Source organism: Trichlorobacter thiogenes, from assembly GCF_900167465.1.
Classification (GTDB): domain Bacteria; phylum Desulfobacterota; class Desulfuromonadia; order Geobacterales; family Pseudopelobacteraceae; genus Trichlorobacter; species Trichlorobacter thiogenes.
The window spans coordinates 104,624-130,636 of the sequence record NZ_FUWR01000006.1; the positions used below are offsets into that span (position 1 = coordinate 104,624).

37 protein-coding genes are annotated in these 26,013 nt (G+C 52.0%); 18 read left to right on the forward strand and 19 right to left on the reverse strand.

The window, feature by feature from the left end:
* Nucleotides 1-89 precede the first annotated feature (89 nt).
* Nucleotides 90-248 carry a hypothetical protein gene (locus tag B5D39_RS16935; RefSeq protein ID WP_153304306.1) on the reverse strand — a complete coding sequence of 53 codons (159 nt, stop codon included), beginning with the start codon at nucleotides 246-248 and terminating at the stop codon, nucleotides 90-92.
* 287 nt (nucleotides 249-535) lie between these two features.
* Here B5D39_RS16935 and B5D39_RS07180 point away from each other — a divergent pair, with 287 nt between their 5' ends.
* From B5D39_RS07180 to B5D39_RS07245, 14 genes are all read left to right on the forward strand, one after another.
* Nucleotides 536-1,915, forward strand: coding sequence for a sigma-54 interaction domain-containing protein (locus B5D39_RS07180; protein ID WP_078789782.1), 1,380 nt, complete (start codon nucleotides 536-538; stop codon nucleotides 1,913-1,915).
* Nucleotides 1,916-2,102: 187 nt separating this feature from the next.
* Nucleotides 2,103-2,513: a NifB/NifX family molybdenum-iron cluster-binding protein gene (locus B5D39_RS07185; RefSeq protein ID WP_078789783.1), complete on the forward strand. Its 411-nt coding sequence runs from the start codon at nucleotides 2,103-2,105 to the stop codon at nucleotides 2,511-2,513.
* A 5-nt stretch (nucleotides 2,514-2,518) separates the two neighbouring features.
* Complete coding sequence (locus B5D39_RS07190) at nucleotides 2,519-2,749, forward strand: DUF5320 domain-containing protein (protein ID WP_078789784.1); 231 nt, start codon at nucleotides 2,519-2,521, stop codon at nucleotides 2,747-2,749.
* 109 nt (nucleotides 2,750-2,858) lie between these two features.
* On the forward strand, nucleotides 2,859-3,221 hold the full coding sequence (locus B5D39_RS07195) for a NifB/NifX family molybdenum-iron cluster-binding protein (protein ID WP_078789785.1): 363 nt from the start codon (nucleotides 2,859-2,861) through the stop codon (nucleotides 3,219-3,221).
* Entirely contained in the window at nucleotides 3,221-4,102 is an 882-nt protein-coding gene (locus tag B5D39_RS07200; RefSeq protein ID WP_078789786.1) for an ATP-binding protein, read from the forward strand. Before B5D39_RS07195 ends, B5D39_RS07200 begins: the two co-directional genes overlap by 1 nt.
* Entirely contained in the window at nucleotides 4,099-4,977 is an 879-nt protein-coding gene (locus B5D39_RS07205) for an ATP-binding protein (RefSeq protein WP_078789787.1), read from the forward strand. Before B5D39_RS07200 ends, B5D39_RS07205 begins: the two co-directional genes overlap by 4 nt.
* Nucleotides 4,978-5,006: 29 nt before the next feature.
* Nucleotides 5,007-5,927, forward strand: a complete 921-nt coding sequence (locus B5D39_RS07210; protein ID WP_078789788.1) for an Mrp/NBP35 family ATP-binding protein — start codon at nucleotides 5,007-5,009, stop codon at nucleotides 5,925-5,927.
* Nucleotides 5,927-6,133: a hypothetical protein gene (locus tag B5D39_RS07215; protein WP_078789789.1), complete on the forward strand. Its 207-nt coding sequence runs from the start codon at nucleotides 5,927-5,929 to the stop codon at nucleotides 6,131-6,133. Before B5D39_RS07210 ends, B5D39_RS07215 begins: the two co-directional genes overlap by 1 nt.
* A 22-nt stretch (nucleotides 6,134-6,155) precedes the next feature.
* A complete protein-coding gene (locus B5D39_RS07220) occupies nucleotides 6,156-7,574 on the forward strand; it encodes a sigma-54-dependent transcriptional regulator (RefSeq protein ID WP_078789790.1) in 1,419 nt (472 codons plus the stop codon).
* Nucleotides 7,561-9,192: a sensor histidine kinase gene (locus tag B5D39_RS07225; RefSeq protein WP_078789791.1), complete on the forward strand. Its 1,632-nt coding sequence runs from the start codon at nucleotides 7,561-7,563 to the stop codon at nucleotides 9,190-9,192. The genes B5D39_RS07220 and B5D39_RS07225 overlap by 14 nt, the downstream gene beginning before the upstream one ends.
* 300 nt (nucleotides 9,193-9,492) lie before the next feature.
* Complete coding sequence (locus B5D39_RS07230; protein ID WP_078789792.1) at nucleotides 9,493-9,735, forward strand: hypothetical protein; 243 nt, start codon at nucleotides 9,493-9,495, stop codon at nucleotides 9,733-9,735.
* 43 nt (nucleotides 9,736-9,778) lie between these two features.
* On the forward strand, nucleotides 9,779-10,048 hold the full coding sequence (locus B5D39_RS07235; protein ID WP_078789793.1) for a hypothetical protein: 270 nt from the start codon (nucleotides 9,779-9,781) through the stop codon (nucleotides 10,046-10,048).
* Complete coding sequence (locus B5D39_RS07240; protein ID WP_078789794.1) at nucleotides 10,035-10,436, forward strand: hypothetical protein; 402 nt, start codon at nucleotides 10,035-10,037, stop codon at nucleotides 10,434-10,436. The genes B5D39_RS07235 and B5D39_RS07240 overlap by 14 nt, the downstream gene beginning before the upstream one ends.
* Before the next feature lie 12 nt (nucleotides 10,437-10,448).
* Nucleotides 10,449-10,622 (forward strand): twin-arginine translocase TatA/TatE family subunit, encoded by a 174-nt coding sequence (locus B5D39_RS07245; RefSeq protein ID WP_078789795.1) that lies wholly within the window; start codon nucleotides 10,449-10,451, stop codon nucleotides 10,620-10,622.
* Nucleotides 10,623-10,673: 51 nt separating this feature from the next.
* Here the strand turns inward: B5D39_RS07245 and B5D39_RS07250 are convergent, their stop codons facing one another.
* The 17 genes from B5D39_RS07250 to B5D39_RS07320 all read right to left on the reverse strand — a co-directional run bounded on the left by B5D39_RS07250 (nucleotide 10,674) and on the right by B5D39_RS07320 (nucleotide 21,667).
* Nucleotides 10,674-11,186 (reverse strand): menaquinol oxidoreductase, encoded by a 513-nt coding sequence (locus tag B5D39_RS07250; RefSeq protein ID WP_078789796.1) that lies wholly within the window; start codon nucleotides 11,184-11,186, stop codon nucleotides 10,674-10,676.
* Nucleotides 11,187-11,251: 65 nt separating this feature from the next.
* A complete protein-coding gene (locus B5D39_RS07255; protein WP_078789797.1) occupies nucleotides 11,252-12,103 on the reverse strand; it encodes a hypothetical protein in 852 nt (283 codons plus the stop codon).
* Between the two features lie 92 nt (nucleotides 12,104-12,195).
* Nucleotides 12,196-13,209: a cytochrome c3 family protein gene (locus B5D39_RS07260; RefSeq protein ID WP_078789798.1), complete on the reverse strand. Its 1,014-nt coding sequence runs from the start codon at nucleotides 13,207-13,209 to the stop codon at nucleotides 12,196-12,198.
* 58 nt (nucleotides 13,210-13,267) lie between these two features.
* On the reverse strand, nucleotides 13,268-14,599 hold the full coding sequence (locus B5D39_RS07265) for a polysulfide reductase NrfD family protein (RefSeq protein WP_078789799.1): 1,332 nt from the start codon (nucleotides 14,597-14,599) through the stop codon (nucleotides 13,268-13,270).
* Nucleotides 14,596-15,504, reverse strand: a complete 909-nt coding sequence (locus tag B5D39_RS07270) for a 4Fe-4S dicluster domain-containing protein (RefSeq protein WP_279627300.1) — start codon at nucleotides 15,502-15,504, stop codon at nucleotides 14,596-14,598. The genes B5D39_RS07265 and B5D39_RS07270 overlap by 4 nt, the downstream gene beginning before the upstream one ends.
* A 31-nt stretch (nucleotides 15,505-15,535) precedes the next feature.
* A complete protein-coding gene (locus B5D39_RS07275; RefSeq protein ID WP_078789800.1) occupies nucleotides 15,536-16,066 on the reverse strand; it encodes a cytochrome c3 family protein in 531 nt (176 codons plus the stop codon).
* Between the two features lie 70 nt (nucleotides 16,067-16,136).
* Nucleotides 16,137-16,313: a hypothetical protein gene (locus B5D39_RS17110; RefSeq protein WP_167370383.1), complete on the reverse strand. Its 177-nt coding sequence runs from the start codon at nucleotides 16,311-16,313 to the stop codon at nucleotides 16,137-16,139.
* A gap of 65 nt (nucleotides 16,314-16,378) precedes the next feature.
* On the reverse strand, nucleotides 16,379-16,759 hold the full coding sequence (locus B5D39_RS07280; RefSeq protein WP_012469764.1) for a response regulator: 381 nt from the start codon (nucleotides 16,757-16,759) through the stop codon (nucleotides 16,379-16,381).
* A 30-nt stretch (nucleotides 16,760-16,789) separates the two neighbouring features.
* Nucleotides 16,790-17,041: a hypothetical protein gene (locus B5D39_RS07285; RefSeq protein WP_078789801.1), complete on the reverse strand. Its 252-nt coding sequence runs from the start codon at nucleotides 17,039-17,041 to the stop codon at nucleotides 16,790-16,792.
* 388 nt (nucleotides 17,042-17,429) lie between these two features.
* Entirely contained in the window at nucleotides 17,430-17,897 is a 468-nt protein-coding gene (locus tag B5D39_RS07290) for an HAD family hydrolase (protein WP_078789802.1), read from the reverse strand.
* Between the two features lie 12 nt (nucleotides 17,898-17,909).
* A complete protein-coding gene (locus B5D39_RS07295; protein WP_078789803.1) occupies nucleotides 17,910-18,158 on the reverse strand; it encodes a GSU3529 family protein in 249 nt (82 codons plus the stop codon).
* A gap of 237 nt (nucleotides 18,159-18,395) precedes the next feature.
* On the reverse strand, nucleotides 18,396-18,710 hold the full coding sequence (locus B5D39_RS07300) for a hypothetical protein (RefSeq protein WP_078789804.1): 315 nt from the start codon (nucleotides 18,708-18,710) through the stop codon (nucleotides 18,396-18,398).
* Nucleotides 18,711-18,820: 110 nt separating this feature from the next.
* On the reverse strand, nucleotides 18,821-18,997 hold the full coding sequence (locus B5D39_RS17115; RefSeq protein WP_167370384.1) for a hypothetical protein: 177 nt from the start codon (nucleotides 18,995-18,997) through the stop codon (nucleotides 18,821-18,823).
* Between the two features lie 24 nt (nucleotides 18,998-19,021).
* Nucleotides 19,022-19,288, reverse strand: a complete 267-nt coding sequence (locus B5D39_RS07305) for a hypothetical protein (RefSeq protein WP_078789805.1) — start codon at nucleotides 19,286-19,288, stop codon at nucleotides 19,022-19,024.
* An 18-nt stretch (nucleotides 19,289-19,306) separates the two neighbouring features.
* Entirely contained in the window at nucleotides 19,307-19,693 is a 387-nt protein-coding gene (locus tag B5D39_RS07310; RefSeq protein ID WP_078789806.1) for a response regulator, read from the reverse strand.
* Nucleotides 19,694-19,704: 11 nt separating this feature from the next.
* Nucleotides 19,705-19,941 carry a hypothetical protein gene (locus B5D39_RS07315; RefSeq protein WP_078789807.1) on the reverse strand — a complete coding sequence of 79 codons (237 nt, stop codon included), beginning with the start codon at nucleotides 19,939-19,941 and terminating at the stop codon, nucleotides 19,705-19,707.
* A 310-nt stretch (nucleotides 19,942-20,251) separates the two neighbouring features.
* The gene (locus B5D39_RS07320) at nucleotides 20,252-21,667 is read right to left on the reverse strand and encodes a two-component system sensor histidine kinase NtrB (RefSeq protein WP_078789808.1); all 1,416 of its coding nucleotides are present in this window, start codon (nucleotides 21,665-21,667) and stop codon (nucleotides 20,252-20,254) included.
* 159 nt (nucleotides 21,668-21,826) lie between these two features.
* On the opposite strand from B5D39_RS07320, the gene B5D39_RS07325 reads away from it, so the two are divergent.
* A complete protein-coding gene (locus B5D39_RS07325) occupies nucleotides 21,827-23,221 on the forward strand; it encodes a tetrathionate reductase family octaheme c-type cytochrome (RefSeq protein ID WP_078789809.1) in 1,395 nt (464 codons plus the stop codon).
* A gap of 406 nt (nucleotides 23,222-23,627) precedes the next feature.
* The gene (locus tag B5D39_RS07330) at nucleotides 23,628-24,185 is read left to right on the forward strand and encodes a recombinase family protein (protein WP_078789810.1); all 558 of its coding nucleotides are present in this window, start codon (nucleotides 23,628-23,630) and stop codon (nucleotides 24,183-24,185) included.
* 38 nt (nucleotides 24,186-24,223) lie between these two features.
* Here the strand turns inward: B5D39_RS07330 and B5D39_RS07335 are convergent, their stop codons facing one another.
* A complete protein-coding gene (locus B5D39_RS07335; RefSeq protein ID WP_078789811.1) occupies nucleotides 24,224-24,595 on the reverse strand; it encodes a SprT-like domain-containing protein in 372 nt (123 codons plus the stop codon).
* A 212-nt stretch (nucleotides 24,596-24,807) separates the two neighbouring features.
* Here B5D39_RS07335 and B5D39_RS07340 point away from each other — a divergent pair, with 212 nt between their 5' ends.
* Nucleotides 24,808-25,599 carry a hypothetical protein gene (locus tag B5D39_RS07340; protein ID WP_139366707.1) on the forward strand — a complete coding sequence of 264 codons (792 nt, stop codon included), beginning with the start codon at nucleotides 24,808-24,810 and terminating at the stop codon, nucleotides 25,597-25,599.
* 2 nt (nucleotides 25,600-25,601) lie between these two features.
* Complete coding sequence (locus B5D39_RS07345; protein WP_078789813.1) at nucleotides 25,602-25,880, forward strand: hypothetical protein; 279 nt, start codon at nucleotides 25,602-25,604, stop codon at nucleotides 25,878-25,880.
* The last annotated feature ends 133 nt before the right edge of the window (nucleotides 25,881-26,013 follow it).

Consider the following 26,013-nt stretch of genomic DNA (forward strand, 5'->3'; position numbering starts at 1 on the left):
TGTTGTCAAAAAAATGGTCACATTCGGCTTCTGTATATTTTACAGCAACTACTGTCCATCCATTTCCGGCATCATGATATCAAGACAGATTAGGTCATATCATATGGCATCCCTTCCATGTGAGCCAGATCAAACGCCACCAACGCCTCAAGATCGTTTACCGTAACATCACAACATCCATAAACAGACAGTATCCTTTGCAGCAGTAGACGGCTGGTAACGTCATCTTCCACGGTCAGACATCTCATGAAATAGTCTCCTTTTCTTGATGACAACAAGTAAGTCTAAAATGCTCATTCCAGTTTTCCTGCCCCTCGGATACTCCATCTCCGCGTATTTCATAAGTCAAAGGAGTCAACGTATCGTTCTATGTTTTAGTCCGCTGATACAGCCAATGGACGGAGTCTGGCATCAATCCGCCAGACAAGCAGCATAAGTATTTTACCTGCGTTCAACTAATGCGTGTCCCGATCAAAGCTGTTGAAGAATCCACTTTCTGCTGTAACAGAACGCCATTTGCAGTATACTACCCACTATGAGCAAATCCCCTCGACATACCCCTGTCACAGCACCAGCCACCACCGACGCAATCCTTGAAAGTATCTCCGATGGTGTCTTTACCGTTGATCCTGAGTGGAGAATCACCTCTTTTAACCGGGCTGCGGAAGAGATTACCGGTATCTCACGCAGAGATGCCATTGGGCGGCTCTGTTCAGAAGTGTTCCGTTCCAATATGTGTGAGACCGACTGTGCCCTGCGCAAGACGCTGAAAAGCGGCAAACCGGTCATCGGTCGTTCCGGCTATATCATTGATGAAGAGGGCAACCGGATTCCGATCAGTCTATCCACAGCGGTGCTGAAAGACAACAGCGGTAAAGTGGTTGGCGGCGCTGAGACCTTTCGTGACCTGAGTGAAGTTGAAACACTACGCCATGAGCTTGAGGGGCGTTTTCATATGGGGGATATTGTCAGTCGCAGTCCGCTGATGCAGCGCCTGTTTGAGGTGATCCCCACCATCGCCGTCAGCCCCAGTACGGTTCTGCTTAATGGTGAGACCGGCACCGGCAAGGAGCTGATGGCACGGACCATTCATAGTTTAAGTAAGCAGAGCAAAGGACCGTTTATTGCGCTTAACTGCGGGGCGTTGCCGGATACCCTGCTGGAGTCTGAGCTGTTCGGCTATAAGGTCGGGGCCTTTACCGGAGCCACCAAGGACAAGCCGGGCCGTTTTGCCCTGGCCAAAGGCGGCACCCTGTTTCTGGATGAGATCGGGGAGATAAGTCCGGCATTACAGGTCCGTCTCTTGCGGGTGTTGCAGGAGCACTGTTTTGAACCGTTGGGCGGTACACATTCTGTTACAACCGATGCCCGGATCATTGTTGCTACCAACCGCGATCTGGCCGAGTTAACCCGCAACGGAACCTTTCGTGAGGATCTGTACTATCGGGTGAATGTGGTACGGATTGAGCTTCCACCGCTAAGACGGCGTAAAGAAGATATCCCGCTGTTAGTGGAGCAGTTCATTATCAAATTCAACCACTTGCACCATGCCACGGTACGATGCATGGCGCCTGAAGCGCTCTCTCTACTGATGGCCCATGATTGGCCCGGTAATGTACGTGAACTGGAAAACGTGATTGAGCGGGCCTTTGTACTCTGCCCTGACGGTACGATTGAGATTCCCCACCTGCCCGATGAACTGACCCTTCATGGCAGCCGTTCTGCCGGTCCGGTCTCACTGCAGGATGCCCGCTCCCAGATGGAGGCTCAGGCGATCCAGACCTCCCTTGAACAGAACGGTTTTAATCGTCTGGCCACAGCAAAGGCCTTGGGCATGCATAAAACCACCCTGTTTCGCAAGATCAGACAGCTCGGTATAGTGCTTCCAGGGCAGGATGGACGATCAAGGCGATAGAGTTCTATTGTTGCAACCAAACCCACCAAGCAGAGTAGCTTAATCACTACCCAAAGTCCTGCAAAACAACTCCCATTTCAAATTTATACCTGCATAACCAGTAAGTTACCAACCTAGAGATCCTTGGCATGGTCACTGCATAGTGTATACGCCATGTAATGTACTACCTGTCTGGAGACGCAAGGTAATGAGAATCGCATTTTCTCTCTGGAACGAACGGATCGCGCCGGTATTTGATGTTGCCAGACATTTCTGGATTGTTGACGTTGAAGAAGGCCGGATCGTTGGCCAGACAGGACGTCGCTTTTCCAGTGATGATCCGCAGGAGCGGGCCATGCGATTAAGCACGCTGCAGGTTGAACAACTGGTCTGCGGCGCCATTACCCGCAGTTCCTACCAGGCGCTGGCCGAACGGGGAATGCAGGTGGTCTCGTTTATTGCCGGGGATCTGGATCAGGTTATACATGCATGCCTGGCTGATCGGCTGAAGGATGGTGAGCTGAGTATGCCGGGCTGTCACCGGGGCAAGCGGCACGGCGCACGGCGCTATCCCGGTAGAAATGCGTGCGTCATGATGTCAGAACAGACAAAGGAGTAATACAGATGCCAAACAGAAATGGACAAGGACCAATGGGAGCTGGTTCAGGAACCGGACGTGGACGTGGCCAGTGTAACAAGAACAATCAACCGGCCATGACAAACCAGGAGCAGCCGCAAAGTCAGGCAGCCGCTGAGCAGCAACCGTCTGCTACGAATTGCAGGGGACCTCGCAGCTGCGGCACCGGCAAAGGCCGCCGGGGTGATGGATGTGGCAACGGACGTGGCCAACGCTAGTGGATTCCCGATCATGCCGGCCTATCACCTGTGAAGGCTGAGCAATGCGGGAGCGCCGGTGTCTTACCGGAGGGAGAGGCACCGGCGCATTTTTTAGTCAGGAGAAGCTATGAATAAAATTGCATTTACCACCGCCGGACAAGAGCTTTCTGCAGCACTGGACCCCCGTTTTGGGCGTGCAGCACGCTTTCTGATCTACGATCTGCAGTCAAAAAGCGTCCAGATTATAGAAAATCAGCAAGGCCGTAATGCAGCCCAAGGTGCCGGCATTCAAGCCGCGGAAACTGTCGTAAAGGCGGGAGTTGACACCCTTGTAACCGGTCATTGCGGCCCCAAGGCGTTCAAGGTGCTGGCTGCAGCCGGCGTACAGGTATTTAACTGCAATGCTGCAACCGTTGATGAGGCCCTGCATGAGCTACTGGTCGGCAGACTGCCTGCTGCAGAAAACTCTGATGTTGAAGGACACTGGTAATGGCAGCGGCACGCAAACAAAACGCATACAGAATCGCCGTTGCATCCGGCAAGGGGGGCACCGGCAAGACCACCGTGGCCCTGAACCTGGCAGCTATGTTCGGAGAACCGGTGCAGCTGGCCGATTGCGATGTGGAGGAGCCCAACGACAATCTGTTCCTGCGCTGCGAGCAGTTGACCCCGCACGAGGTCACCATGCTGGTGCCGGAAGTGGACCCCCAACGCTGCAACGGCTGTGGGGCCTGTGGTGAACTGTGCCAGTTTCGCGGGATTGTTTCTCTGGGAAGCAGGGCGCTGGTTTTTCCGGAACTCTGCCATGGCTGCGGTGGCTGCGCGCTGGTCTGCCCAACCGGCGCCCTTACGGAACATCCCCATCGGATTGGCACCATCTCGGTTGGACAATCAGGTACGATCAGGCTGATTGAAGGCAGGCTGGAGGTCGGTGTCTCGCTGGTTCCACCGGTGATCCGTGCAGTGCGGGATCAGTTGCTGGACGATGTTCCAGCCATCCTTGATGCTCCCCCCGGCACATCCTGTCCGGTGGTTGCCACCCTGCGTGAATCTGATTATCTGGTGCTGGTGACCGACCCGACCCCTTTTGGCCTGCATGACCTGAAACTGGCGGTAGCCCTGGCCAAAGAGCTTGGACTGCCCTGCGGCGTGGTGGTAAACCGGGCTGGTGAAGATCTGGTCGGTCTGCATAGCTACTGCCAGGCCGAAAACCTGCCGATCCTGCTTTCCCTGCCAGATGATCGACAGATTGCCGAAGTCACCTCACGGGGAGATCTGGTTGCCCTGGCACTGCCTGAGTATGGCCAGATGTTTTCAGAACTGGCGACAAAGCTTAAGCACGAGCTGACTCATCCGGGAGGTACGCCATGAGCAAGGATCATATCCGCGAACTGGTGGTGCTGTCCGGTAAAGGCGGTACCGGAAAGACCAGTGTCACCGCCTCGTTTGCCCTGTTAGCCAACAAGGCGGTGCTGGCTGATTGTGATGTGGATGCAGCCGACCTGCATCTGCTGCTTACCCCGATGGTTGAACAACGTCATGCCTTCATGAGTGGCCACGAAGCGGTCATCCGGCCGCAGGACTGTACCGGTTGCGGCATCTGCATGGATAGCTGTCGCTTTGACGCCATCCGCAAGGATGGGGCAGTCTGCAGGATTGATCCGGTTGCCTGTGAAGGATGCAGTGTCTGCTACCGTCTCTGCCCTGACAAGGCGATTGATTTTCCTGAACGGGTCTGTGGAGAATGGATGGTATCTGGCACCCGCTGCGGCCCGATGGTCCATGCCCAGTTGGGTGTTGCTGCCGAGAACTCCGGCAAGCTGGTAACCACCGTACGGGAACAGGCCTGGGCAGTTGCCGTTGACAAACGGATTCCGCTGATCATCTCAGACGGTCCTCCCGGTATCGGCTGTCCGGTGATCGCCTCCTTAAGCGGTGTATCATTGGCTTTGGTGGTGACTGAGCCAACCGTATCCGGCCTGCACGACCTGCAACGGGTATTGGCCCTGGCCCGGCATTTTTCTGTCCCTACGGCTGTCTGTGTCAACAAGTGGGACATCAATCCGCAACAGACTGAAAAAATTGAAGCAGCTGCACGATCTGCCGGTGCAGCAGTAACCGGACGGATCCGTTACGACCGCTCGGTAACCCAGGCACAACTGCAACAAAAAGCGGTGGTAGAACTTGATGCAGGGGCTGGCGATGATATTCGCGTTATCTGGAAACAGGTAACAGAGTTGCTTTAGAGACTTATTATTCTTCAGGAGGCATCAGTATGGACGCAGCACAACAGGAAAACAGTTCGCAGGAGCAGGCCTGCCCACCTTCAGCATGTGAATCATGCTCATCCAGCAGCTGCTCGGCAACCAGTAAAAAACTGACTGAGAGCGAGCAGGAATTTGAAGATCGCCGTCGTCTGGCCTCGCGGCTCTGCAGGATAAAACACAAGATTGTGGTGATGTCCGGTAAAGGCGGTGTTGGTAAAAGTACCGTGGCAGTCAACCTGGCCATGGGGCTGCATCTGGCTGGCAAGAAGGTCGGTTTGCTTGATGTGGATATCCATGGTCCCAGTGTACCCACCATGCTTGGCCTGGAAAAAAGCCAGGTTCTGGAAGGCAATGGTGAACTGGTACCGGTAGATCTGAACGGCATGAAGGTCATCTCGCTGGGGTTCTTTTTGAAAGAGCAGGATGAAGCGGTGATCTGGCGCGGTCCGATGAAGACCGGCGTGATTACCCAGTTTATCCGCGATGTGGCCTGGGGTGATCTGGACTACCTGATTGTGGACTCCCCTCCAGGCACCGGCGATGAACCGCTTTCAGTCTGCCAGACCCTTGAGGGGGCAGACGGCGCAGTGATCGTCACCACCCCGCAAAAGGTGGCTGCGGTGGATGTCCGCAAATCCATCTCCTTCTGTCGTCAGATCAACCTGCCGGTGCTGGGGGTGATTGAAAACATGAACGGCTTTGTCTGCCCCAAATGCGGAGAACTGACCGCTGTCTTTCAATCCGGTGGCGGCAAGCTGATGGCCGATGATATGGGGGTGCCGTTTCTGGGGTCAGTGCCGATTGATCCCCAGATTGCCGAGGCCGGTGACAGCGGAGTAGCGTTTTTGCAACGGTATGCCAGCTCTACCACTGCAGAGCTGTTTCAGAAGCTGCTCAAACCGGTGGTAGCCCTGGATCATGCCAGTTGATGTTTACCCAGGTTACACCGGATAGCACCGTGCTGGAACTGGTGGAGTACCACCCTGAAACCGAGGCTGTGTTTAACCGTTACGGCCAGCGGCTTGGGGTCTGCCTCTGTTGTGAGGCATTGTTTTGCACGCTTAGGGAGGTTGCAGTGCGTTATGAGCTGAATCTTGACGAACTGCTCTCCCGGCTGAACAGCGTTATTGAATAACCACTACTGAACAGGGGCTCCCATGGATGACGTAAAAAAGCTGCTGGTAATTGATGATGAGCCTGCCATTCGCGAAGGGGTACGCAGGATTCTGGAGTCAGAATCGTTTCAGGTGGAGACCTTTGCCAATGGCCATGCTGCCTTGGAACGGATCAAGCAGGAGCCGTTTGATCTGGTGGTCACTGACCTGAAGATGCCCGGCATCAGCGGCATGGAGGTGCTGAAGGCGATCAAGGAGATCCAGCCGGATCTGCCGGTGATCTTCATTACCGGCTATTCTTCCGTTGACAGCGCCGTAGAGGTAATGAAGCTGGGGGCGGTGGATTATATTGCCAAGCCATTTACCCCGGAAGAGATGCTGAACACCATCAGGCTGGCCCTTGAGCAGCGGGTTGTTGACCTTGGTGATCTATACCTGCTCAAGGAGCTGCGGGATGGCGAAGGGTTTGATCGTTTCGTGGGCAAGAGCCATGAGATGGTCAAGGTCTATCGCAGGATCATGCAGGTTGCCCCCACTGACAGCACCGTGCTGATCACCGGCGAATCAGGCACCGGCAAAGAGCTGGTGGCCCGTGCCATCCACAAGCACAGTTCCCGACGGGATCACCCCTTTGTGGCGGTGGATTGCACCTCGCTGGTGGAAAGCCTGCTTGAATCAGAACTGTTCGGCCACGTCAAGGGCTCCTTTACCGGGGCGATGCACACCAAGACCGGCCTGTTCAAGGTGGCGGAGGGCGGCACCCTGTTTCTGGATGAAGTCTCCAACCTGAGCCTGACCACCCAGGCCAAACTGCTGCGGGTACTGCAGGAACGGGAGGTCACCCCGATCGGCGGCACCCAGCCGACCCCGATCAACATCAGACTGGTGGCAGCCACCAACCGCAGCCTGCGTGAGATGGTGGCAGAAGGAACCTTTCGGGAGGATCTGTTTTTCCGCTTAAATATCATCCCGATGGATCTGCCGCCTTTGCGGGATCGTATCGGTGACATACCGCTGCTGGTTGGGCACACGGTACGCACCGTGGCCGAAGAAGTGGGTAAGGATATCAAAGGGGTGACTGCCGGGGCGATGCAGGTACTGCAGAGTTACAGCTTCCCCGGCAATGTGCGGGAGCTTGAAAATATCATTGAGCGGGCGGTGGTGTTGGCTGAAGACAGCCTGATTACCCCGGATGATCTGGAGCTGAACCATGCCGCAAGCCCGGCCATACTGCTGGATTACACGGCTGTGCCGTTGAGTGTGGAAGAGCTGAAAGAGACCAAGCGCCACCTGCGGGAACAGGCGGTGGAAGATATTGAAAAGGCCTTTGTGGTAAATGCCCTGCAACGCAACCGGGGCAATATTACCCGCGCTGCCGAAGAGACCGGCATGCTGCGCCCCAACTTCCAGGCCATGATGAAGAAGCTTGGCATATCGGCCAGGGATTATGTTGAAGCCTGACCAACTGTTAAGACAACTACTACCACGCCGATTCTCGCTGATTCAAAAGTTGACTATCCTGACCGGCACCGTGGTGGTGCTGTTCATGACCTTGTTTGCCTGGGTTAATATCAACAACCTGCAAAAACTGCTGGTCAACAACACCATCCGGGATCTTGACAACCTGGCATCCACCATCATCAGGATGACCCACCATCAGATGCTGGTGGACAATCGTGTCGTCGTCTACCAGATGATCAATGAAGTGGCCAACCGTCCAGGGATTGAGCGGATCAGGATGATCAATCGCAGCGGCGTGATCGTCCACTCAACCGCCACTGATGAAATCGGGCAACTGCTGGATCAGAAAGCAGCCCAGTGTAACCTTTGCCACAAACCGGGACAGACGCTGATCCGCCCGCCGCTGCTTGAGCGCAGCCGTTTCTTTACCCTGCCCAATGGCAAGCAGGTTATGGGACTGGCAAAAGCGGTACAGAACGAACAAAGCTGCTCCACAGCTGCCTGTCATGCCCATGTCGCTTCCACCAAGGTACTGGGGGTGGTTGATATCATTGTATCCCTGGATGTGCTCAAGGCGGATCTTGCCTCCTATCGCAACCGGATCATTCTGCTGACGGTGCTGCTGATCATCCTGCTGGGGGCCTCACTGACCTTTTTTACCCTGCATCTGGTTAATCGACCGGTCAATGAACTGCTTCGCCACACCGCCAGGCTGGCCCAGGGACAACTGGATTGCGAAATGACGCCTACTTCCAATGATGAGCTGGGGGAGCTGATGCGTGCCTTTCAGCTGATGACCAACAACCTTCGACAGGCCCGCAATGATCTGGAGGAATGGGGACGCACCCTTGAAGAAAAGGTAAGAGACCGCTCGGAACAGTTGCAGCGGATGCAGATGCAGCTGGTGCATACAGAAAAACTGGCATCGCTGGGAGAACTGGTGGCCGGTATTGCCCATGAGATCAACAACCCGCTTTCCGGCATCCTGATCTTCAGTTCCTTGGCAGCCAAGGATAAACGGCTTGATCCGGCGTTAAAGGGAGATCTGGAGACCATCAGCAGCGAAGCCCAGCGCTGCGCCGGTATTGTCAAGGGGTTGCTGGAATTTGCCCGGGATTACCAACCCAAGATGACGGTATGTGACATCAACCAGGTTGTCGTGGATTCCCTGCGGCTGGTTGAATGCCAGTCTGTCTTCCAGAATGTCGCGATCCTGCGCCAACTGGCCAATGACCTGCCGCTGATCATGGCTGACCAGAACCAGCTTAAACAGGTCTTCATCAACATCTTCATCAATGCAGGCCAGGCCATGCAGGATCTTAAACGGGGCGAACTGAAGATTATCACAGCCAGAGCAGGTGATCCGGCAGGCGGTGTTATACTACGAATTTCTGATTCAGGTTACGGCGTGCCGGAAGAACAACTGGGAAAGTTGTTTGATCCCTTCTTTACCACCAAAGGCACCGGTGGTACCGGGTTGGGACTGTCGGTCTCCTACGGCATCATTCAGGCCCATGGCGGCACCATTACCGCTGAAAGCAGCATTGGTGTTGGCACAACCTTCAGTATCAGCCTGCCCCCTTGCACTGACAGTAACCAGACCGATCCGGGGGTTTAATCAAAACAAGCAGCAACTGCATAGCTGCCGCATACAACTACGAATGAGTGCATATAATTTATATCATCAGTAATTTAAGAATGTTAGCTGGTATTTGGCATACAGTTTCAATCTGCTACTGCATAGCTAAAACATACAGCAAGCAATCCAGCAACCGCTTAAACGGTCACTGTCTCTAAAAATAAGTTGATCAATTACAGTTGGTTGCATTTTTATTTTCGATATTTTCATGTTTGGCATCCTCTGTGCTCTATACAGATCATCGTTTATCGATCATACGCAGCACCCTGGGAGGATGCCATGAAAACTAAAATCGTTAACTTTTTGATCCCGATGCTCGGCGGCAGTGCAACTTCAGCATTTGCAGCAGACGGCGCACTGCAGGATGGCGGTGGACCACTGGTCTGGTTCTTTATCGGCTTTGGCGTACTGGTGTTGATGGTGCAGGCTGTTCCAGCCCTGGTTCTGCTCTATTCGATGGCCAAGGCTGTTTTCAGCCCATCTGAATCCAGCACCACCGCATCAGTGACAAGTCACAAATAAATCTGATTCATACCAAACCATCTTTATCAAGGAGAACAAAGCCATGAAATCTGTTCGCACCGCCCTTACCACCCTTGCATTGTCTGTCATTGGCATGAGTAGCGCCTTTGCTTCCGCAGATCACGCCAACCATATTGATACCAGCCTGACCTATAACAGCGGCATCCTGGTATTGGCCTTTGCCGGCTTCCTGGCCCTGGTGGTAGTGGTGCAGACCATACCTGCCGTTATCAGCCTCTACAACATGATCAAAAAGACTGCAGAAGAAAGCAGCAGACAGCAGCAGACTGTACGGGCCAATGCACGGGACTGATAGTCAGTATGACGGGGGCGAGTCCCTGGCTCGCCCCTCAGAATCTGATGAGCTGCCAGCAGCAGCGTCCACCGTCTGTGCGTTGCCCAATCAGCCAGATCCTGTTGCCTTCAAACAGGCGATGGATCTGATCCGCAGACGGCGTAAATATTTTTTCGCCACGGTTATCGCTTATATGCCCCTAATGTGGGTGGCCAACAAGATTTCCCCCACCTTTCGCAGCATGGCCATCACCTTCTCTGTCTGGGTGGTGGTGCTGTTTATTACCGCCCTGTACTCTGCCCTGGCACGCTGCCCGCGCTGCGGTCATTACTTTCATATGAACGGCATGTCGCTGTTGTATCTGCGGCGCTGTCTGCACTGTCAAAACCATATAAACGCTTCATAGAGGAGAGAGAATATGTTTGGATTTGGAATGCCGGAACTGGTGGTGATACTGGGGATTGTGGTGGTGGTGTTTGGAGCAGGCAAGCTGCCGGAGATCGGCGCTGCCATGGGTAAGAGCATCAAGAACTTCAAAACTGCGACAGAAGGAAATGAAGTAGAACTGCTGCCCAAAAAAGAGGTTCAGTAGCGTTCCTCAAAGAGATAAGGCTGGTTCACCTTTCAGTGATACCAGCCTTATTTACTTTTCCTGCCCGATTCTCCGCTCCAGTATTGCAAGCGTTTCTTCCTCTTCTCTGATCTGAGCCATGCTTAACGACCAGATGTGGTAGCTTTCAAGGCTTAAGATTGTCATGCCAGTGGCCAGCACGGCCCAGAAGTTCTCCGGCAGCACTCCTGAAAAAAAGTAGAAGGCATAGAAGCAGATCAGGTAGCCGATATGGCTGAAGGAGACCATCTTGGGGGAGCCGTTGGTGATCCTGCCCAGTACCAGCAGAATGGCGGAAAAAGCATAGACCACCAGCAAGGCGCTGATCATGTTGCTGGAGGGCGGGGTGCCCAGCATCTTTTTTACTGCAGGGGTAAGGGGGGGGAAGATCCGGTCGCTGAGCATGGCCGGAACACTGGTGCAGGCAAAAGCAGCTATGGCCCACAGTCCCTGATGGGAGCGGGTACGCAATCTGCGAATTGATTCCTGCAGGGCGGTACGCTGCGCTTCCTGAGACAGCGTGCTGCCGGTTTCCTGATTGGACATGGGATGAGACCTTCTCCGGTTACCGCATGATACCGCTATCTGAATCCCAACCAGCTTTCAGGCCGCTAGCCGTTTTCGGTATCATCCTTTTCTTTGCTGCAATTTCGGCAGCGCGCCAACGCTTCACGGGTATCATTTAAACGTGCGACAATTCGTTGATAGTTACGGGCCAGAATGGAAAGCTCACCGTAGCCTGATTCCAGTTGTTGTTCAAAATCACACGGTTTTTCGTCGCTGGTAACAGCCAGTAGTTTTTTTAGTGGAACAAAGAATGAGCGGTTCAGCAGGGCAGCAACACCGCCCACGGTTAGAACCAAAGTCATAAGTGTAAACACTATCATACGGTAGCGCATTAACGCGAGTGAATTTTGAAGTGGCCCTTGATCAAGCCCGATATCAAGCATACCGAGGACTTTTTGTGTAGGAGAGTGGTAGTGACAGGAGGTGGTTGAGCAGGAAGGTTCATTGTAGATCGGTTGTGTCATGGCTAATACTTCAACGCCACGCTCATTGGTAAACCGGCGGGTCTGTTTTACCGCAGCCAGTTGTTCAGCCGGTTTTTCTCCGCTGTGACAGCCACTGCAGCCTTCTACCTTTTTATTGACCTGTTGGCCGATCTCAGTCTGGTTACGGGAAAAGGTGATAAATCCATCATGATTGAATACCCGCAGATGCTCAACCCCCTGATGCTGGCCAATGTTGGCAATGATGCTGCCAAGATGCTGGCGATCATTATGCAGCATGGCGTAGCGGGTCGAGAGCACAACGGTATTGGCGATATTTCGCCCCCCTTGCGCAGCATCTTCAATCATATCCTGTTTCATGATTGAATAGAGACTTAAGCAGCAGATAGCAACAAAGCCGGTGACGGCAAGACCAACCGGAACGATTGTTCGGGTAGCGATACTCTGGAGCATTGGGCACCTCCGTAGATAGCGCCTTGAATTAAAACAGTAAGCCTAAAAAGGGTCGGCAGAGGGGTGCGCCTCCCCCTGCCGACCATAACATTTCAGGAGCTCTTATGGCACTTCAGGCAGTCGCCCTTGACCGAGAATGCCGACTTCCCGTCATGGCAGGCGCCACATGATGCGCCGCTTTCCATCTGCTTCATGGTGATCCGTTTCCCGTTACCGTAGGGATACAACTTGGTGTGACAGTCATTGCACTGGTAGGCAGCGGTGTGAAACTGGTGGCTGAAGTGGCCGATAACCGTTCCTTTTTTATTTTTAAAGGTCATTTTGGCAGGCAGCTTGAATCCGGTGTGGCACTTGGCGCAGTCGTCCTTGACTGAAAAGGCTACCTTACCGTCGTGACAGGCACCGCAGGACTGCCCTTTTTCCATATCAGCCATACTGACCCGCTTGTTCTTCTTCATATCCGGCTTCACAATGGTGTTGTGGCAATCTTTGCAACTATAGGCCGAAGTGTGGAAGGCATGGCTGAAGGTTGCCTTGGGCACCGGCGCTGTTGTGTAGGTCAGCTCCGGGCTCTTGTGGCATTTGCTGCACTTGTCCACACCAAAGGCCTTTTTGCCGTTGTGACAGAAACCACAGGACTTGCCCTTTTCCATCTCTGCCATGCTGACTGTGGGGTTCTTGCCGGTCTTGTACAGCTTGGTGTGGCAGGTCGCACAATCCTTTACCTTTGCCAGGTGCTTGGCATGACTGAAAGGGGTTGGTCCGGTCTCTTTGACCTGATAGACGATCTCTTTTACCTGGTGACATTTACTGCACTCATGGGCATCAAAGGCCTGCTTGCCGTTGTGACAGGCTCCACAGGACTGACCTTTGTACATATCTGCCATGGTGTAGTGTTTCTTACTCTTGTTGCCGGTGTGACAGGTGGCACAACTAAAGGCCGCATTACCGCGAACTGACTTCTTTGCAAGGTGCTTGTTATGGCTGAATACAACCTTGCCGGCACCTTTGGTGTCGTAATTGATCTCTTTCAAATCTATCGCACCTGCATGGGTGGCCATCAGACCGACCAGTCCTGCCAATGCGAGTGTTAGGGCGCGTTTCATGACGATCTCCTGAATCCCTCTGCCTGCATGGTGTCAGACAGAGGGATGGTCGGTTGTATTACTTGCTGCTTGCAGCTTCGGCCTCGGCAATGGCTGCCGGTGTGGGTTCAAGCACCGCATACTCGCTGTAGCGGGTCTTCCATTTGAACAGGATCGGCCAGCGGTACAGGATTGCACGGTAGGTAACGATATAGACCGAGTAGACCGTAACGGTGATGATGATCTCGCGGATTGGCGGAATATGCACATGTCCCTGCTGCCAGTTAAAGGTGAACATGTAGACATTCAGGCGGTTCAGCACGACACCGATGATGGTGGTCCAGGCACCCATCCGTACCAGGGTAACACTGTTGTTTCTGATGCCTGCGGTCAGCAGGATCATTGACAGCACAACCCCAAAGCCGATCTCGAACATCCACCAGGCACCCCAGCCGGTTCCCAGGTAGGCCCACTTGTTGTCATGGGCAATGCCGATCAGACGGATGGTCAGGTAGGTGATCAGGCCCATGGAGGCGCCTTTGGCCAGGGCGATCTGCAGCTTGCTCAGGCTGTTTTTAAAGGTTCCGTCACAACGCCAGCCCATGGTCTTTACTGCAATGGTACTGACTACGATGACCATACAAAGGCCGCCAGGCAGTGAGGAGACAAAGAAGTAGAGCCACTGGAATGACGCTGAATACCAGAGCGGGTGAACCTTACCCGGTGCATAGGTGGAAAGCGCGCCCAGAGCGCCCTGGTGCAGGGTTGAGAGAATGATACCGGCTACGGCCAGACCCAGGGCCATCTTTTTTACAAAGGTCTTGCCAGCCGGCCAGCCCATCCATTCAAAGAAGGCGGTGGATGTTTCTGCAGCCTGTACCGACAGGTAGGTGGCAACGTGCCAGGCCACCAGGAACAGTACCGCTTCAGGACCCCAGGAGACCACCATCGGGTAGGGCAGACGCCAGGGTTGCCCAAGGTCAACCATCAGGAACATGACGGCAAAGAAGTAACCAAGGATACCGTTCAGGATACCCAGACGCTCAATAGGTTCAAAATCATGGCGTCCGAACACCTCAACCGCAGAGCCAAGCTGGAAGCCGGATGATGATAGCGGCACCATGCCGAACAGACCAAAGGCCAGAAACAGACCCCAGGCGTTATCGTACGGGTCACCTACGGCCCAAGAGAGACCGAAGATGTAGCGACCGATCAGAACCGGGAAACCGATCAGGAAGATCACGGCAAAGATCCAGTTCAGCGGATTGCTCATGGCCTGAGAAAGGTACTGCTGCGGTGTCAGACCAAGGAAGATCTTTTCCATCAGGGTCCAGGGACGACCCTTATCATTATCCTTGCGCAGACTGTCAATGATCTGCGTGCTGGGATTACGGCTCAGAAACTGTTTCATTGGTGATCTCCCTCCTCATGGTCATGGTGGCCGTCCTTGTTTTTGGTTGCCAGCAGGTGAACGCCGGTAAACAGGGCTGGCCAGATGGAAAGTACCATTGGCACGAATCCCAGGAAGTCTTTGACGTTGGAGATGATCGGCTCATTCTGGATATGACCGTCAAAACCGACCTTGTCGAAATCAACGCTGCTCAGATACATCCAGCTGGTGCCACCAACGGCCTTTTCACCATACAGCTTGTCCACATATTTTGCCGGGTTGGCCTGAATCCGGTCATGGCCCAGCTTGATCAGGTCTGCCCTGCGACCAAAGGTCATGACCTGCTGTGGACAGATATCGACACATGCCGGTGGCTTGCCATCTTTCAGGCGGGTGTCGTAGCAGAAGATACATTTCTTAACCAGCGGGTTCAGCGGGCTTGAGTAGCTGTACGCCGGGATATTAAAGGGACAGGCGATCATGCAGTTACGACAGCCGACACAGACCTTGGCGTTGTAGATAACCGCACCTTCCTTGGTCTTGGTGTAGGCGTTTACAAAGCAGGAGCTGAGGCAGGCCGGCTCGGTGCAATGGTTACACTGGATCTTGCGGAACAGGGTTTCCTTGTCGGCCACTTGGTACTTGTTAACAACCGTATAGGCCTTTTCTGTGGTACGCCGCTTGTCGCTGAATACAGACGTGTCATCAAATGCCAGATCAGGCTCCGGCAACTTCTGCTCTGCGTTACAGGCGGCCTCGCAACTACGGCAGCCAACACAACGGGTCAGGTCAACCAGCACCCCCATTGCATCCGGGTATCCTTCAAATGAACCGGCTGCCATCGCCTTTCCACTGGCAACAGATACTGTTGCAGCGGTTACACCGCAGGCCAGACACCCTTTCAGAAAATCTCGACGTTCAATCATGGTACACGTTCTCCTTCCCGTGGATATCAGTTCAGTGGTGTGCTGCCTTAGGCTTGGCAGGTGCCTTGGGGGCGTATTTGCCGGACTTGAAGATGGCATCGCCGCCATCGTTCCGTTTGTGGCAATCCTGGCAGCCGGTTGGTCCATGCATCTTCTCGTGGCATCCCAGGCAACTGATATGGTAGGCAGCTTTCAGACCCGGCTTGTCACGGTGATAGATCGGCGGCTGCTGATCACGCTGTTGTTTGAGCGCCTCAGGGGTAAACGGCTCTGCGGTGTGACACCCTTTACAGCTGACCACCGCCTGGGCACCACTGTTCTTGTGGCAACGGGCACAGTTGGGATCGGTAACCTGAGCTCCGGTGGTGTGGTGGTGGCACAGACCGCAGTCTTTCAGCTTGTTGATGTGGGCTGCGTGGTTGAAACTGACCGGGGCGTAGTACTTCTGAATTGAGTTGATGGTGACCTTGTCCGGAATACCGGCTCCAAAACAGACGCTGGATACCAGCATCATCAGTATGCCTGTCACTCCCAGGATCATCTGTCGCTTTACTGCATGCATAGCCCTCTCCTTGTAAAAGATGGCCGGTATCGCTGTAGATACCGGTAGTAAGTGCAGAAACCGGATGTTCCTAGTGGGCTGCTTCCTGCGTGCTGCTTTTGCCGCTCATCATGTACCGGTAGAACATCGGAAAACCGACAAAGAACGCAACACAGATCAGGTATTCAACCGTTTTGATGTACTGGTAAAAATCCACCAGCGTGTACACCGACTTGACATGTCCAATTGCACTGAATAACTCCGTCATGATCCTATCCTCCTTTTATCTGTGCCGATTGATGATCGGCTGTATTTGCTTTACTGGTTCCGGCGTTATGAATTTTTCATATTCTCAAAGGCACAGGCCACGGCCTGACGCAGCTCTTCCCGATCTGCCGGATCGATCGGCTTCAGGGAGTGATAAAAGATCCCTTCCTTACGCATCTTGCGGATCACCGGCAGCGAGGTCTCGTCCGAGACAAGAATAATGGTCAGGTCACGACTGCACTTCTTCAGCAGCGGAATCAGCTCTGCTGCTGCCAGTTCATCAAATTCACTGCTTAACAACACCACCTGGGCAGACTTTTTCAAAATGCCGTGCAGTACGTTTGCGGCCGAGGTGGTTACCATCACATTGTAGCCGGCCTCAATACAGAGGTCGGCCAGCACCTTGCGGGATTCAACGTTTTCATCTGCTATCAGAACACCTTGCATAGCGGTTACCTCTGTTTCCTGGAGAAAAGTCTACTTGTTGCCTTTTCCCTTAAACGGAGAGAAGGAGGCCTCAGCCGGATTGCTGGAAAACAGCCCTTTCATCATCGATGCAAACATCACAACAGCTGGGGCGGCCTGGAACAGCACAACCATGACGCCAAAGCCGATGAAGAACCAGACCAGCATGCCGTTGCCGCCCGGTTCTGCACCGCTTGCCGCAGCAGATGCGGCGGTTGCACTACCGGCAACTATCGGAACCAGTATTTTCAAGACTTTTTTCATGTTTACGCTCCGGGAGTCTCTCAAGAATCATTAAAATACACTTAACCTAGAGCACGCATCGTGCCAGTCTTGAATCGAGCAGAAAGTTAGCCACTAACCTGCTGGTATAGTTGAATAATTAATATCGTATCATGTATCCAAAACATGGTTTTGATTTGTGTATACTGTATACAATCAGGATACACAGATGCAGACAGCACCCTGTCATGACGGATAAATGCAATTGCAACTAGCCGTTATTGCGGTGTTTATTTATGGTGTATACGCAATATATACGTGGTCTGCAGGTGTATAGCTGAAGAGAGAGGGCGAGGATGCTACAAAAAAAACCCTCCCCGGCAGCAGCAAGGGAGGGATGAAAAGATCTGACAAGAAGAACTGGTTTAGGTCAGCTGCGCAGAGTGGCTGCAATCCGCTGAGGAACCATAAGCAGTCCGAGGGCATCATAGATGCTTCGGGCGACAATATCCGCCTGCAGGATGGCGCTGACAGCGCTGCCTTCACCTTCCAGCACCGCAATGCCAAGCCGGGCGACCTTCAGCATCAGCCGGTCATTGGCACCATTACCGATGCAGACCACAGAATCAGCGCCTAATGCCTGGACATAGGCCTCCTTCTGCTCTGCCTCATTTCCGCTTGCAATGATATGCAGCGTACAGGGCAATCCATCAACCTCCTGCGCTACTGTGCCACCACTGTCTGCAGTAAGGATATGAATGGTAATCCTGCCTGCAAGATCTGTAATGGTCTTATCAAGATTGGACAGTAACAGGCCATCACGGGCAATGGTGCCGTTATAGTCAAAGACCAGATGTTTCAGCTCAATGGATCCGATGCTGGGAATAGTGATCTGCATGGTTTAGTAACCTCAAGGGTTTGAAATACGCTTCAGGGTTTCCGAAATATCCTTAACACTGCAGGTCTCACTGAAACAACCGGTACCGGCATACAGGTCAAAATTGCGTAGCTGACCAATCAGCTTTTTCAGTTCCGGTTCATGCTCCGGCAGGGCTGCCGTTTCAGCAACGGCAAGAATCTCTGCCAGAAGACTGTCAGGCAGTTCAGCATCACGGTTTTGCTCACAGGCAACGGCTCGTAACTCTTCAGATACGGTCATGGCATTCCCCCTCACAGGTTCAGGATTAAACATGAATGTATTTTAATGGTATGCAGTATGCCAAAGCTCCACGAAACAGTAAACCGCAAACCTCAGAAGGGGGCCGGAATATACCAGGCCTCCTTCTGAGTATATGCGGACCTGGCCGCCTGCGAGTAAAGTCACGGGCATTTTTAACGTTCAATTAGGCAAACAATTACAAGAACATTTCTCTGAATGCTGCCCATCTCAGGGAAATCAGATCAGACAGAGTGTTGAGAGGATCCTGCTTGCAGATTCATCAGCTGCATTAACGACGCAGATCCCTGATTTCAACATTGATTCTTTAATCTCTTTTTCAGGCATATGGGTACAGACAAGCTGTTTGACATTCAGAGAAATCAGCCACGCAGCTAAAAGAGGCTGTTCGCTGGCATCCCAGACCCCCATGTTGACATTGCTGGTGCTTCCGTTTCTGTCGTCGTATTCCAGCAAGAAAAAGATCCGCTCAAACCCTTTGCCTTCATAGGTGAGTGAGCCGTAGTACGGTATAGCTGTCTTGATTATGGTCATGGATTGGTTACTTTGGTTTTGTCCGGCAGAAGTAGATTACTCAGAGAAACGTATACACAGGGTGTCTTCTGAATTAGACACCCTGTGTACACGAGGATTACTGTACTGGGTCAGTGTGCAGTTTCCTGTGTGTTGTTCTTGCCGCTCATCATGTAGCGATAGAACATGGGAAAACCGACAAAGAAGGCAACGCAGATCAGGTATTCAACGGTCTTGATATACTGGTAAAAATCAACCAGGGTGTAGACAGATTTTACATGGCCTATGGTATCGAAAAGTGCTGACATGGTGGTATCCTCCTGTATGGTTAGCTACCTGTTGGATGAGGTTGAACGAGCTTCCTTGTTTTTAACTGCCTCAGCTGCGCCCTTGATCATGCCGTACAGACTGATGAGTGCCGGGATGGTCTGGACAACAACTACCAGGGCCAGGAATCCGGCAAATGCCAGCACCAGAATGCCGCTGTTATAGGTCAGGCTGGTATCAATGACATCACCATGACCGGCAGAAGCAAAGGCGGTTGTCAGGCTTGCAAGCAGCAGGGTTACGGTGTTGATCATAGTTGCGGTTGTTTTCATGGCATTTCTCCTTTTGATCTAGCAGTAGCAACGCTTTGGTTGGTGTAAGGCACAGTTGATAACCTGCTTCAACTCTTCCCTGTCTTCGGGCAGTACCGGCCGGAGCAGGTGATAAAAAATCCCTTCGTTACGCATCTTGCGAATCACCGGCAATGAAGCCTCGTTTGATACCAGTATGATGGTCAGGTTTCGGCAGCACTTTTTAAAAAGCGGAATCAGGTCTGTTGCTGCCAGTTCATCAAAGCTGCTCCCCAATAAAATAACTTGTGCTGTTTTTTTCAAGATCCCCTGCAGTACCGCAGCAGCCGTGGTGGTGACGGTCACGTTATAACCGGCTTCCATACAGAGGTCTGCCATTACCTTACGTGATTCAGGGTGCTCTTCAGCGATTAAGATCCGGTTCATAGCTGACCCCTTCAGTGTTTATTGACGGTAATTTCTTTATCTGAGTGGGCAAAAAGCCCTTTCAGCATTGAGGCAAATAGAATCATGGCCGGTACCGCCTGCACCATAATCACCATGACACCAAAGCCTATGAAGGCCCAGATCAACAGGCCGTTTTCTTCAGCGCCAGCACCGGTTGTTGCTGCAAAAGCTGCTGCTGCACCTGCGCCGATTAGTGCTATGATCATTTTGATGATTGTTGCTTTCATGACATCCCCCTTTTACTGCATCAGTTCCCGCTTGTTGTTCTAATAAGCACAGACAGTGCCAACGGCTGGCTACTTATGGTATTTAGTTGTAATTGAATGATATTATTGCGATAAAATTATGGCAAGGCCAAGGCGGGCGGGGGTCAATGATCCGCTGAGGAGTATTGCTTTGCTATGCACCAAACCGAAAAAATAACGTGATTATGAGGCTAAGATGCTGATAAGACTGTAATACAGTATATGGCAGGAAAGAAGGCTGCTGTATGAAGGAATCATGCAGGGGGATATTCGGCTGGAGATACTATGCTGATCAAGCGGAACCGGGCTCTTGAATCGGCAGACAAACCGCAATGGTCGTGCCTTCGTCTGAGGATGAGGCTATGGAAACAAAGCCACCATGCTGCTGCAGGGTACCAAAGGCCATTGAAAGACCCAGGCCGGTACCTTGGCCCACCTCTTTGGTGGTAAAAAACGGATCAAATATCTTCTGCCTGATCTCTTCTGGAATACCGCTCCCTTGATCAGTCACCATCAAACGGGCAAAAGGCCCACGGTGAGAAGAGTTGTGGAGCCGCAACAACTCCTGATCAGGAATCAACACCTTCTTGGTCGCAACCGTAATGGTACCGCCGGCAGGCATGGCATCACGGGCATTGGTCAGGAGGTTAAACAAGACCTGCTGCAGCAGGGTACTGTCAGCCGTAACATGCAGTTCTTCAACGCAGGGGATAAACTCAAGCTGAATCGTCTTGGGTAACAATTTCCGGCCCAGCAGCAAGGCATCCGTCAGCATTCGGTTCAGCTCCAGTGGTTTCATCCGCATAAACTGTTTGCGACTGAAGGCCAGCATACTGCGGGTCAGATTTGAACCACGCTCTACTGCGGTTATCATCTCCTGCAGGCTGTCATAGAGTGAATCAGTCTTGTCAAAACGTTCCATGGCAAGTCTTGTATTGTTGGATACAATCTGCAGTATGTTATTAAAGTCGTGGGCGATACCGCCTGAAAGCTGCCCCACCGCCTCCATTTTCTGGGCCTGGCGTAACTGCTCCTCTATCTGGAGTTTTTCCGTTATATCCATGAAACTGCAGACCATACCAACCGCCTGCTGACCATCCCGCATCGGCAGCACACTGTAGGATACCGGAAAAAAACTGCCATCCCTGCGCCAGAATACCTCGTTCTCAATCACGTTGACCACGCCGGTTTCACTCATCCGGTGGGCTGTACACTCCTCAGCCGGATAGTGGCTGCCGTCTGCTCTGGTGTGGTGCATCAGGTTATGCATCTGTTGCCCCAGCAACTGCTCCGGGGTGTCAAACCCCAACATCCGGGCACAGGCCTTATTGGCCATGGTGCAGCAACCGTGATGATCAGTGCCGTAGATCCCCTCCTGGGTTGAGTCCAGCAATAGCTGGATTTTGTACAGATGCTCCTGCTGCTTAGAATCACTGATAAGTTGCTGTTTGCGCTTGATGGCAAAAAGAAGACAGACCACGCTAATCGCCACAAAGAGCAGTAATCCGACCGGTATCAGCGAACCCAGCAGATGTGCATGCAATTGTCCCAAAAACTGATCATCGGATCTTACGCCGATCTGCGTCAGGAAGGTCTTGTGGGCATGTTCATCCACTTCAAAGAGAAACAGCATGCTGCTGATATAGATCAACGAAGCCGGGATAAAACGATTTAAAAACAGCCTGACCAAGGACGGAAGCACTTTCATTATCTCTCTAACCTTAATGTATATTAATTCTATATCTTGACTTATAACCCGAATACCGTATAAGGGCCATTGTTAAATACATTTAATTATATTAAGTATTTATATGGATATTCATATATTTTGACCTCGTTTAGAGGTAATCCCAAAAGGAGGATGCGTATGAAACTGCAGAAGCTGATGGCGCGGGCAGCGTTGTTGCTGGGGCTTTCCCTGGCAACAAGTGCAATCGCTGGCAACCATGCCGATTACGTCGGTGCTGGTCCTTTCAAGACAGGTCCTGAAGTGACCAAGAAGTGTATGGAATGTCATGAGGCCGAGACCAAGTCGTTTATGAAGTCCGTCCATTGGACTTGGGCTAAAAAGCAGAAAATTAACGGCAAGGAGATGGAGTACGGTAAAAAGAACGCCCTTAACAACTTCTGTGTTGCCATTGATTCCAACTGGCCGCGCTGTACCAGTTGTCATGCTGGCTATGGCTGGAAGGATAAGAGTTTCGATTTTAACAAAGCTGAGAACGTAGACTGTCTGGTCTGCCATGAAACCACCGGCACCTACAAAAAGACACCAGCAGGTGCAGGCAACCCAGATAGCAAGGTCGATCTGGTGAAGGTGGCCCAGTCTGTTGGCAAACCTACCCGTCAGGCATGTGGATCCTGTCACTTCTATGGCGGCGGAGGAGACAGGGTAAAGCATGGTGATCTGGATTCCTCTCTTGCGAACCCATCAGCTGAAATTGATGTGCATATGGGCGGTAAGGCAAAGATGACTTGTCAGTCCTGTCATAAGGGTGGCAAGGATCATGCTATCAAAGGGGAGGCAATTGCAGTATCAGTTGGCGCAGGTCCCCGTATCATGGGGTGTACTGACTGTCACAAAGAGAACGTGCATAAAAACGGATTCCTGAACAAGCATGCCAAAAAGGTCGCTTGTCAGACCTGCCATATCCCGACTTTTGCCAAAGCCAAAGCAACCAAAGTATGGTGGGATTGGTCCACTGCCGGTAAAAACCTGAAGCCCGAAGAGATCAAGCATGATCAGTATGGTGAACATCTGTATGCTAAGATGAAAGGTGACTTTAAGTGGGATAAAGATGTTGTCCCAACCTATGAGTGGTATAATGGAACCGTTGATCGGGTTTTGCTCGGTGACAAGATTGATCCTTCCAAGGTGGTCAAGCTGTCAGCGGCTAAGGGCGATCGTAAAGACCCTAACGCTAAAATCATGCCGTTTAAGATCATGCGTGGCAAGCAGCCTTATGACAGTGTTAACAACACCGTCGCAGTGGTGAATACTTTTGGGCCGCCGACCAGTGAGACCGCTTACTGGGTCAAGTATGACTGGAACAAGGCAATAGAGGCAGGTATGAAAGCTGCCAACCAACCCTACAGTGGCAAGTATGGCTTTATTGAGACCTCAATGGTCTGGGCGGTAAACCATATGGTTGCTCCCAAAGATAAGGCTCTCAAGTGTGGTGACTGCCACGGTGATAAAGGGCGTCTGGACTGGAAAGCGCTTGGCTACAAGGGTGATCCTAAAAATCCAGCAAATCGCTAAGCTGTATATAAGTGTTTTTTGAATAAACAGGCCCGTAGATATCTCTACGGGCCTGTTTGGTGCGTAACTTGTTATAATCTATCTTCTTTGGAGTGATTACTAAGCTGCGGTGACTGACTACAACAATGGCTGCGAGATGTTTTCAATCAAGACTTGTTGCCCGAACCCTGGGCTAAGTTTACAGAATGGCTGAATGAGGTGTGTGAATGCTGCGAAGATCGGGATTGAGCGTGTCTTGCGTTAAGCTATGGAGAAAGCATGTTATTATTTGTGCCTAGTTTGGGTCTACTCCAACTTGACGTCAGGCATCATGCCCCTACAGTGTCAGAATAGAATCATTTTAGTATTTACCTGACATGTGTTAAAATATGTTTAGATCTTAATCTGACATATTGCGGGGGGACATATGACAGGGCAGCGGGTTGGTTATGTGAGGGTGAGCTCTTACGATCAAAATCCGGATCGCCAACTAGACCAAGTTCAGTTTGATCGACTTTTCAGCGACAGAGCATCTGGAAAGGACACAAAAAGGCCTGAATTATCAGCAATGATGTCTTACGTCCGGGAGGGTGATGTTGTTGTTGTGCATAGCCTCGACCGCCTGGCTCGGAATCTTGATGACCTTAGACGAATTGTGCAACAACTGACGAGCATGGGCGTGACAGTAGAATTTGTAAAAGAAGGGCTAACCTTCACAAATGAAACAACTCCTATGGGGACGTTGCTGCTGTCAGTTATGGGTGCTTTTGCTGAATTTGAACGGTCGATTATACGTGAGCGTCAGCGTGAGGGTATTGCGCTTGCAAAACGACGTGGGGTTTATCGGGGGCGGGCAAAAAGTTTGTCGGTTGAACAGGTTAATCAGCTTAAAAAAAGAGTGCAGGCTGGAGATAAAAAGGCCGTAATTGCACGTGATTTAGGTATAAGTCGTGAGACTTTATATCAGTACATCAAGAATGGGTAAACACGCATAGCTTTTCAGCCTCAACAAGGTTACTCCACCTACTCATCACCGCATAATGGTTGCCGATTCAGCTCTTCACGGTACTGCCGCCACAGCGGCAGATACTGGTCCATCAACGCCTTAAAGCGGTCATTGTGATGCTTTTCCAGCAGGTGCATCAGCTCATGGACGATGATGTATTCAAGGCAGTGGATAGGCTTCTTGATCAACTCAAGATTCAGCCAGACACGCCGGGCAGTTGGGTTGCAGGTGCCCCAGCGGGTCTTCATCCGCTTGATGCCAAAGCTGTCAATCTGCACACCGATGACCTGCTGCCACTTGTCCAGCAGTTCCGGAAGTTGTTCCTTCATCTGTTTGCGGTACCAGATATAGTGCAAATGTCGATGTTTTTGTTCATACATACCTGACATATCACATTTAATAAAACTTCATAATAACGGCTTGTTGTAAAAAAATGCTCCGGTGATTTGCTTTTTGCCCATCCGATTTGCCATGATGATCTCACGGCACCGATCCTGCGATATATTCAACACGCAGGACATGCTGTCCAGTAGTACTGAAACGGTATTACTGAGTATTACGATACTACTCACTACTGAGTATTGCCAGGAGGGTTCAGGTAATGGATGCATCAACAGGGCGGAGAATATGTACAAGAGAGATGGTGGTTGAGGCTGTAGTTGACTGCAGAGAGCGCGGCATTGTCAGCCGTATCGACGGTGTGACGCCGCCGTCACATGAGATTTCCGCATTTATCAGAAAAACCTATGACCTTAATCCATCTGCCAGCACGGTCCTCCGTTTACGCAACGAGGTGATGGCTGAACTGCAGCAGGCCACGTCTGCACCGTCACGCCAGCAGCAACCCGCTGTCCTGCGCCCGGAGATCGAGCAGTTGCTGGACAGAGCCGTACAGCAGACTCAGGCAAGCATTGGCGAGTTGGCCCGTATGCTGGCCGGTATCCAGAAAAATACTGATGATGAGTTTGCCAGGCGCCTCAATCAGAGCATCGAGCATAACAATCAGGAGGCTCAACAGCAGACTGCACTGATGACTGAGGAATTGGAGTCAGCTTACCAGCGGATAAATGATCTGGAGGATCGATTGAACAACATGTCCCGCCAACTGGATGCGACAAGGGCTGAGGCCGCCACAGAGCGGGCCAGGGCAGCAACATTTGAGCAGGTCAACACTGCGCTGCTGGTCCAGTTCTCAGTAGCCAGTGTGTCCATACATGCCGACCAACCTGCTGCCGCAGTTCAACAGAGTCAAACGGTCGAGCAACCGACACAACCGACAACTGATCAATCAGGCGCCGGCACACCTATTGCTGGAGAACAGACAGCGGTTAAAAGCTCGCGCAGGGGCCGACCACGTGTCACAACTCCAATAATTGAACAGGAGGCAGCATAATTATGATCAAATTTCGCATGTCAGGTGAACGCAACGCCATTCATGCACTAACCAATCAGGTCCGTAGCGCCTATCCCGATGTCATGATCGCTAGCCAGGACTGCAGCGATCGATTGAGTGCCCGAATGGATGTCAGCTTGTCGGTCGATGAGGCAATGGGACTATTTGGTAAACAGTTGGATAGCAGTCTGACCGCCATCACCGGCACCATATCTGATAGACAACGTCACTGGTCCGACTGGCGTAGTTCATTGCGACCTGAAAACGGCCGTATCTCATAGCTGCTATTTCAGTCCATTCAGTGACAAAATCCACATCACAAGTAACGCAGTTACTTATGCGACCATTTTCCGAAAATTCACTGCCAAAAGCTCGAATTCCTGGGATTCGAGCAATTATCAAGTGACAAGATCC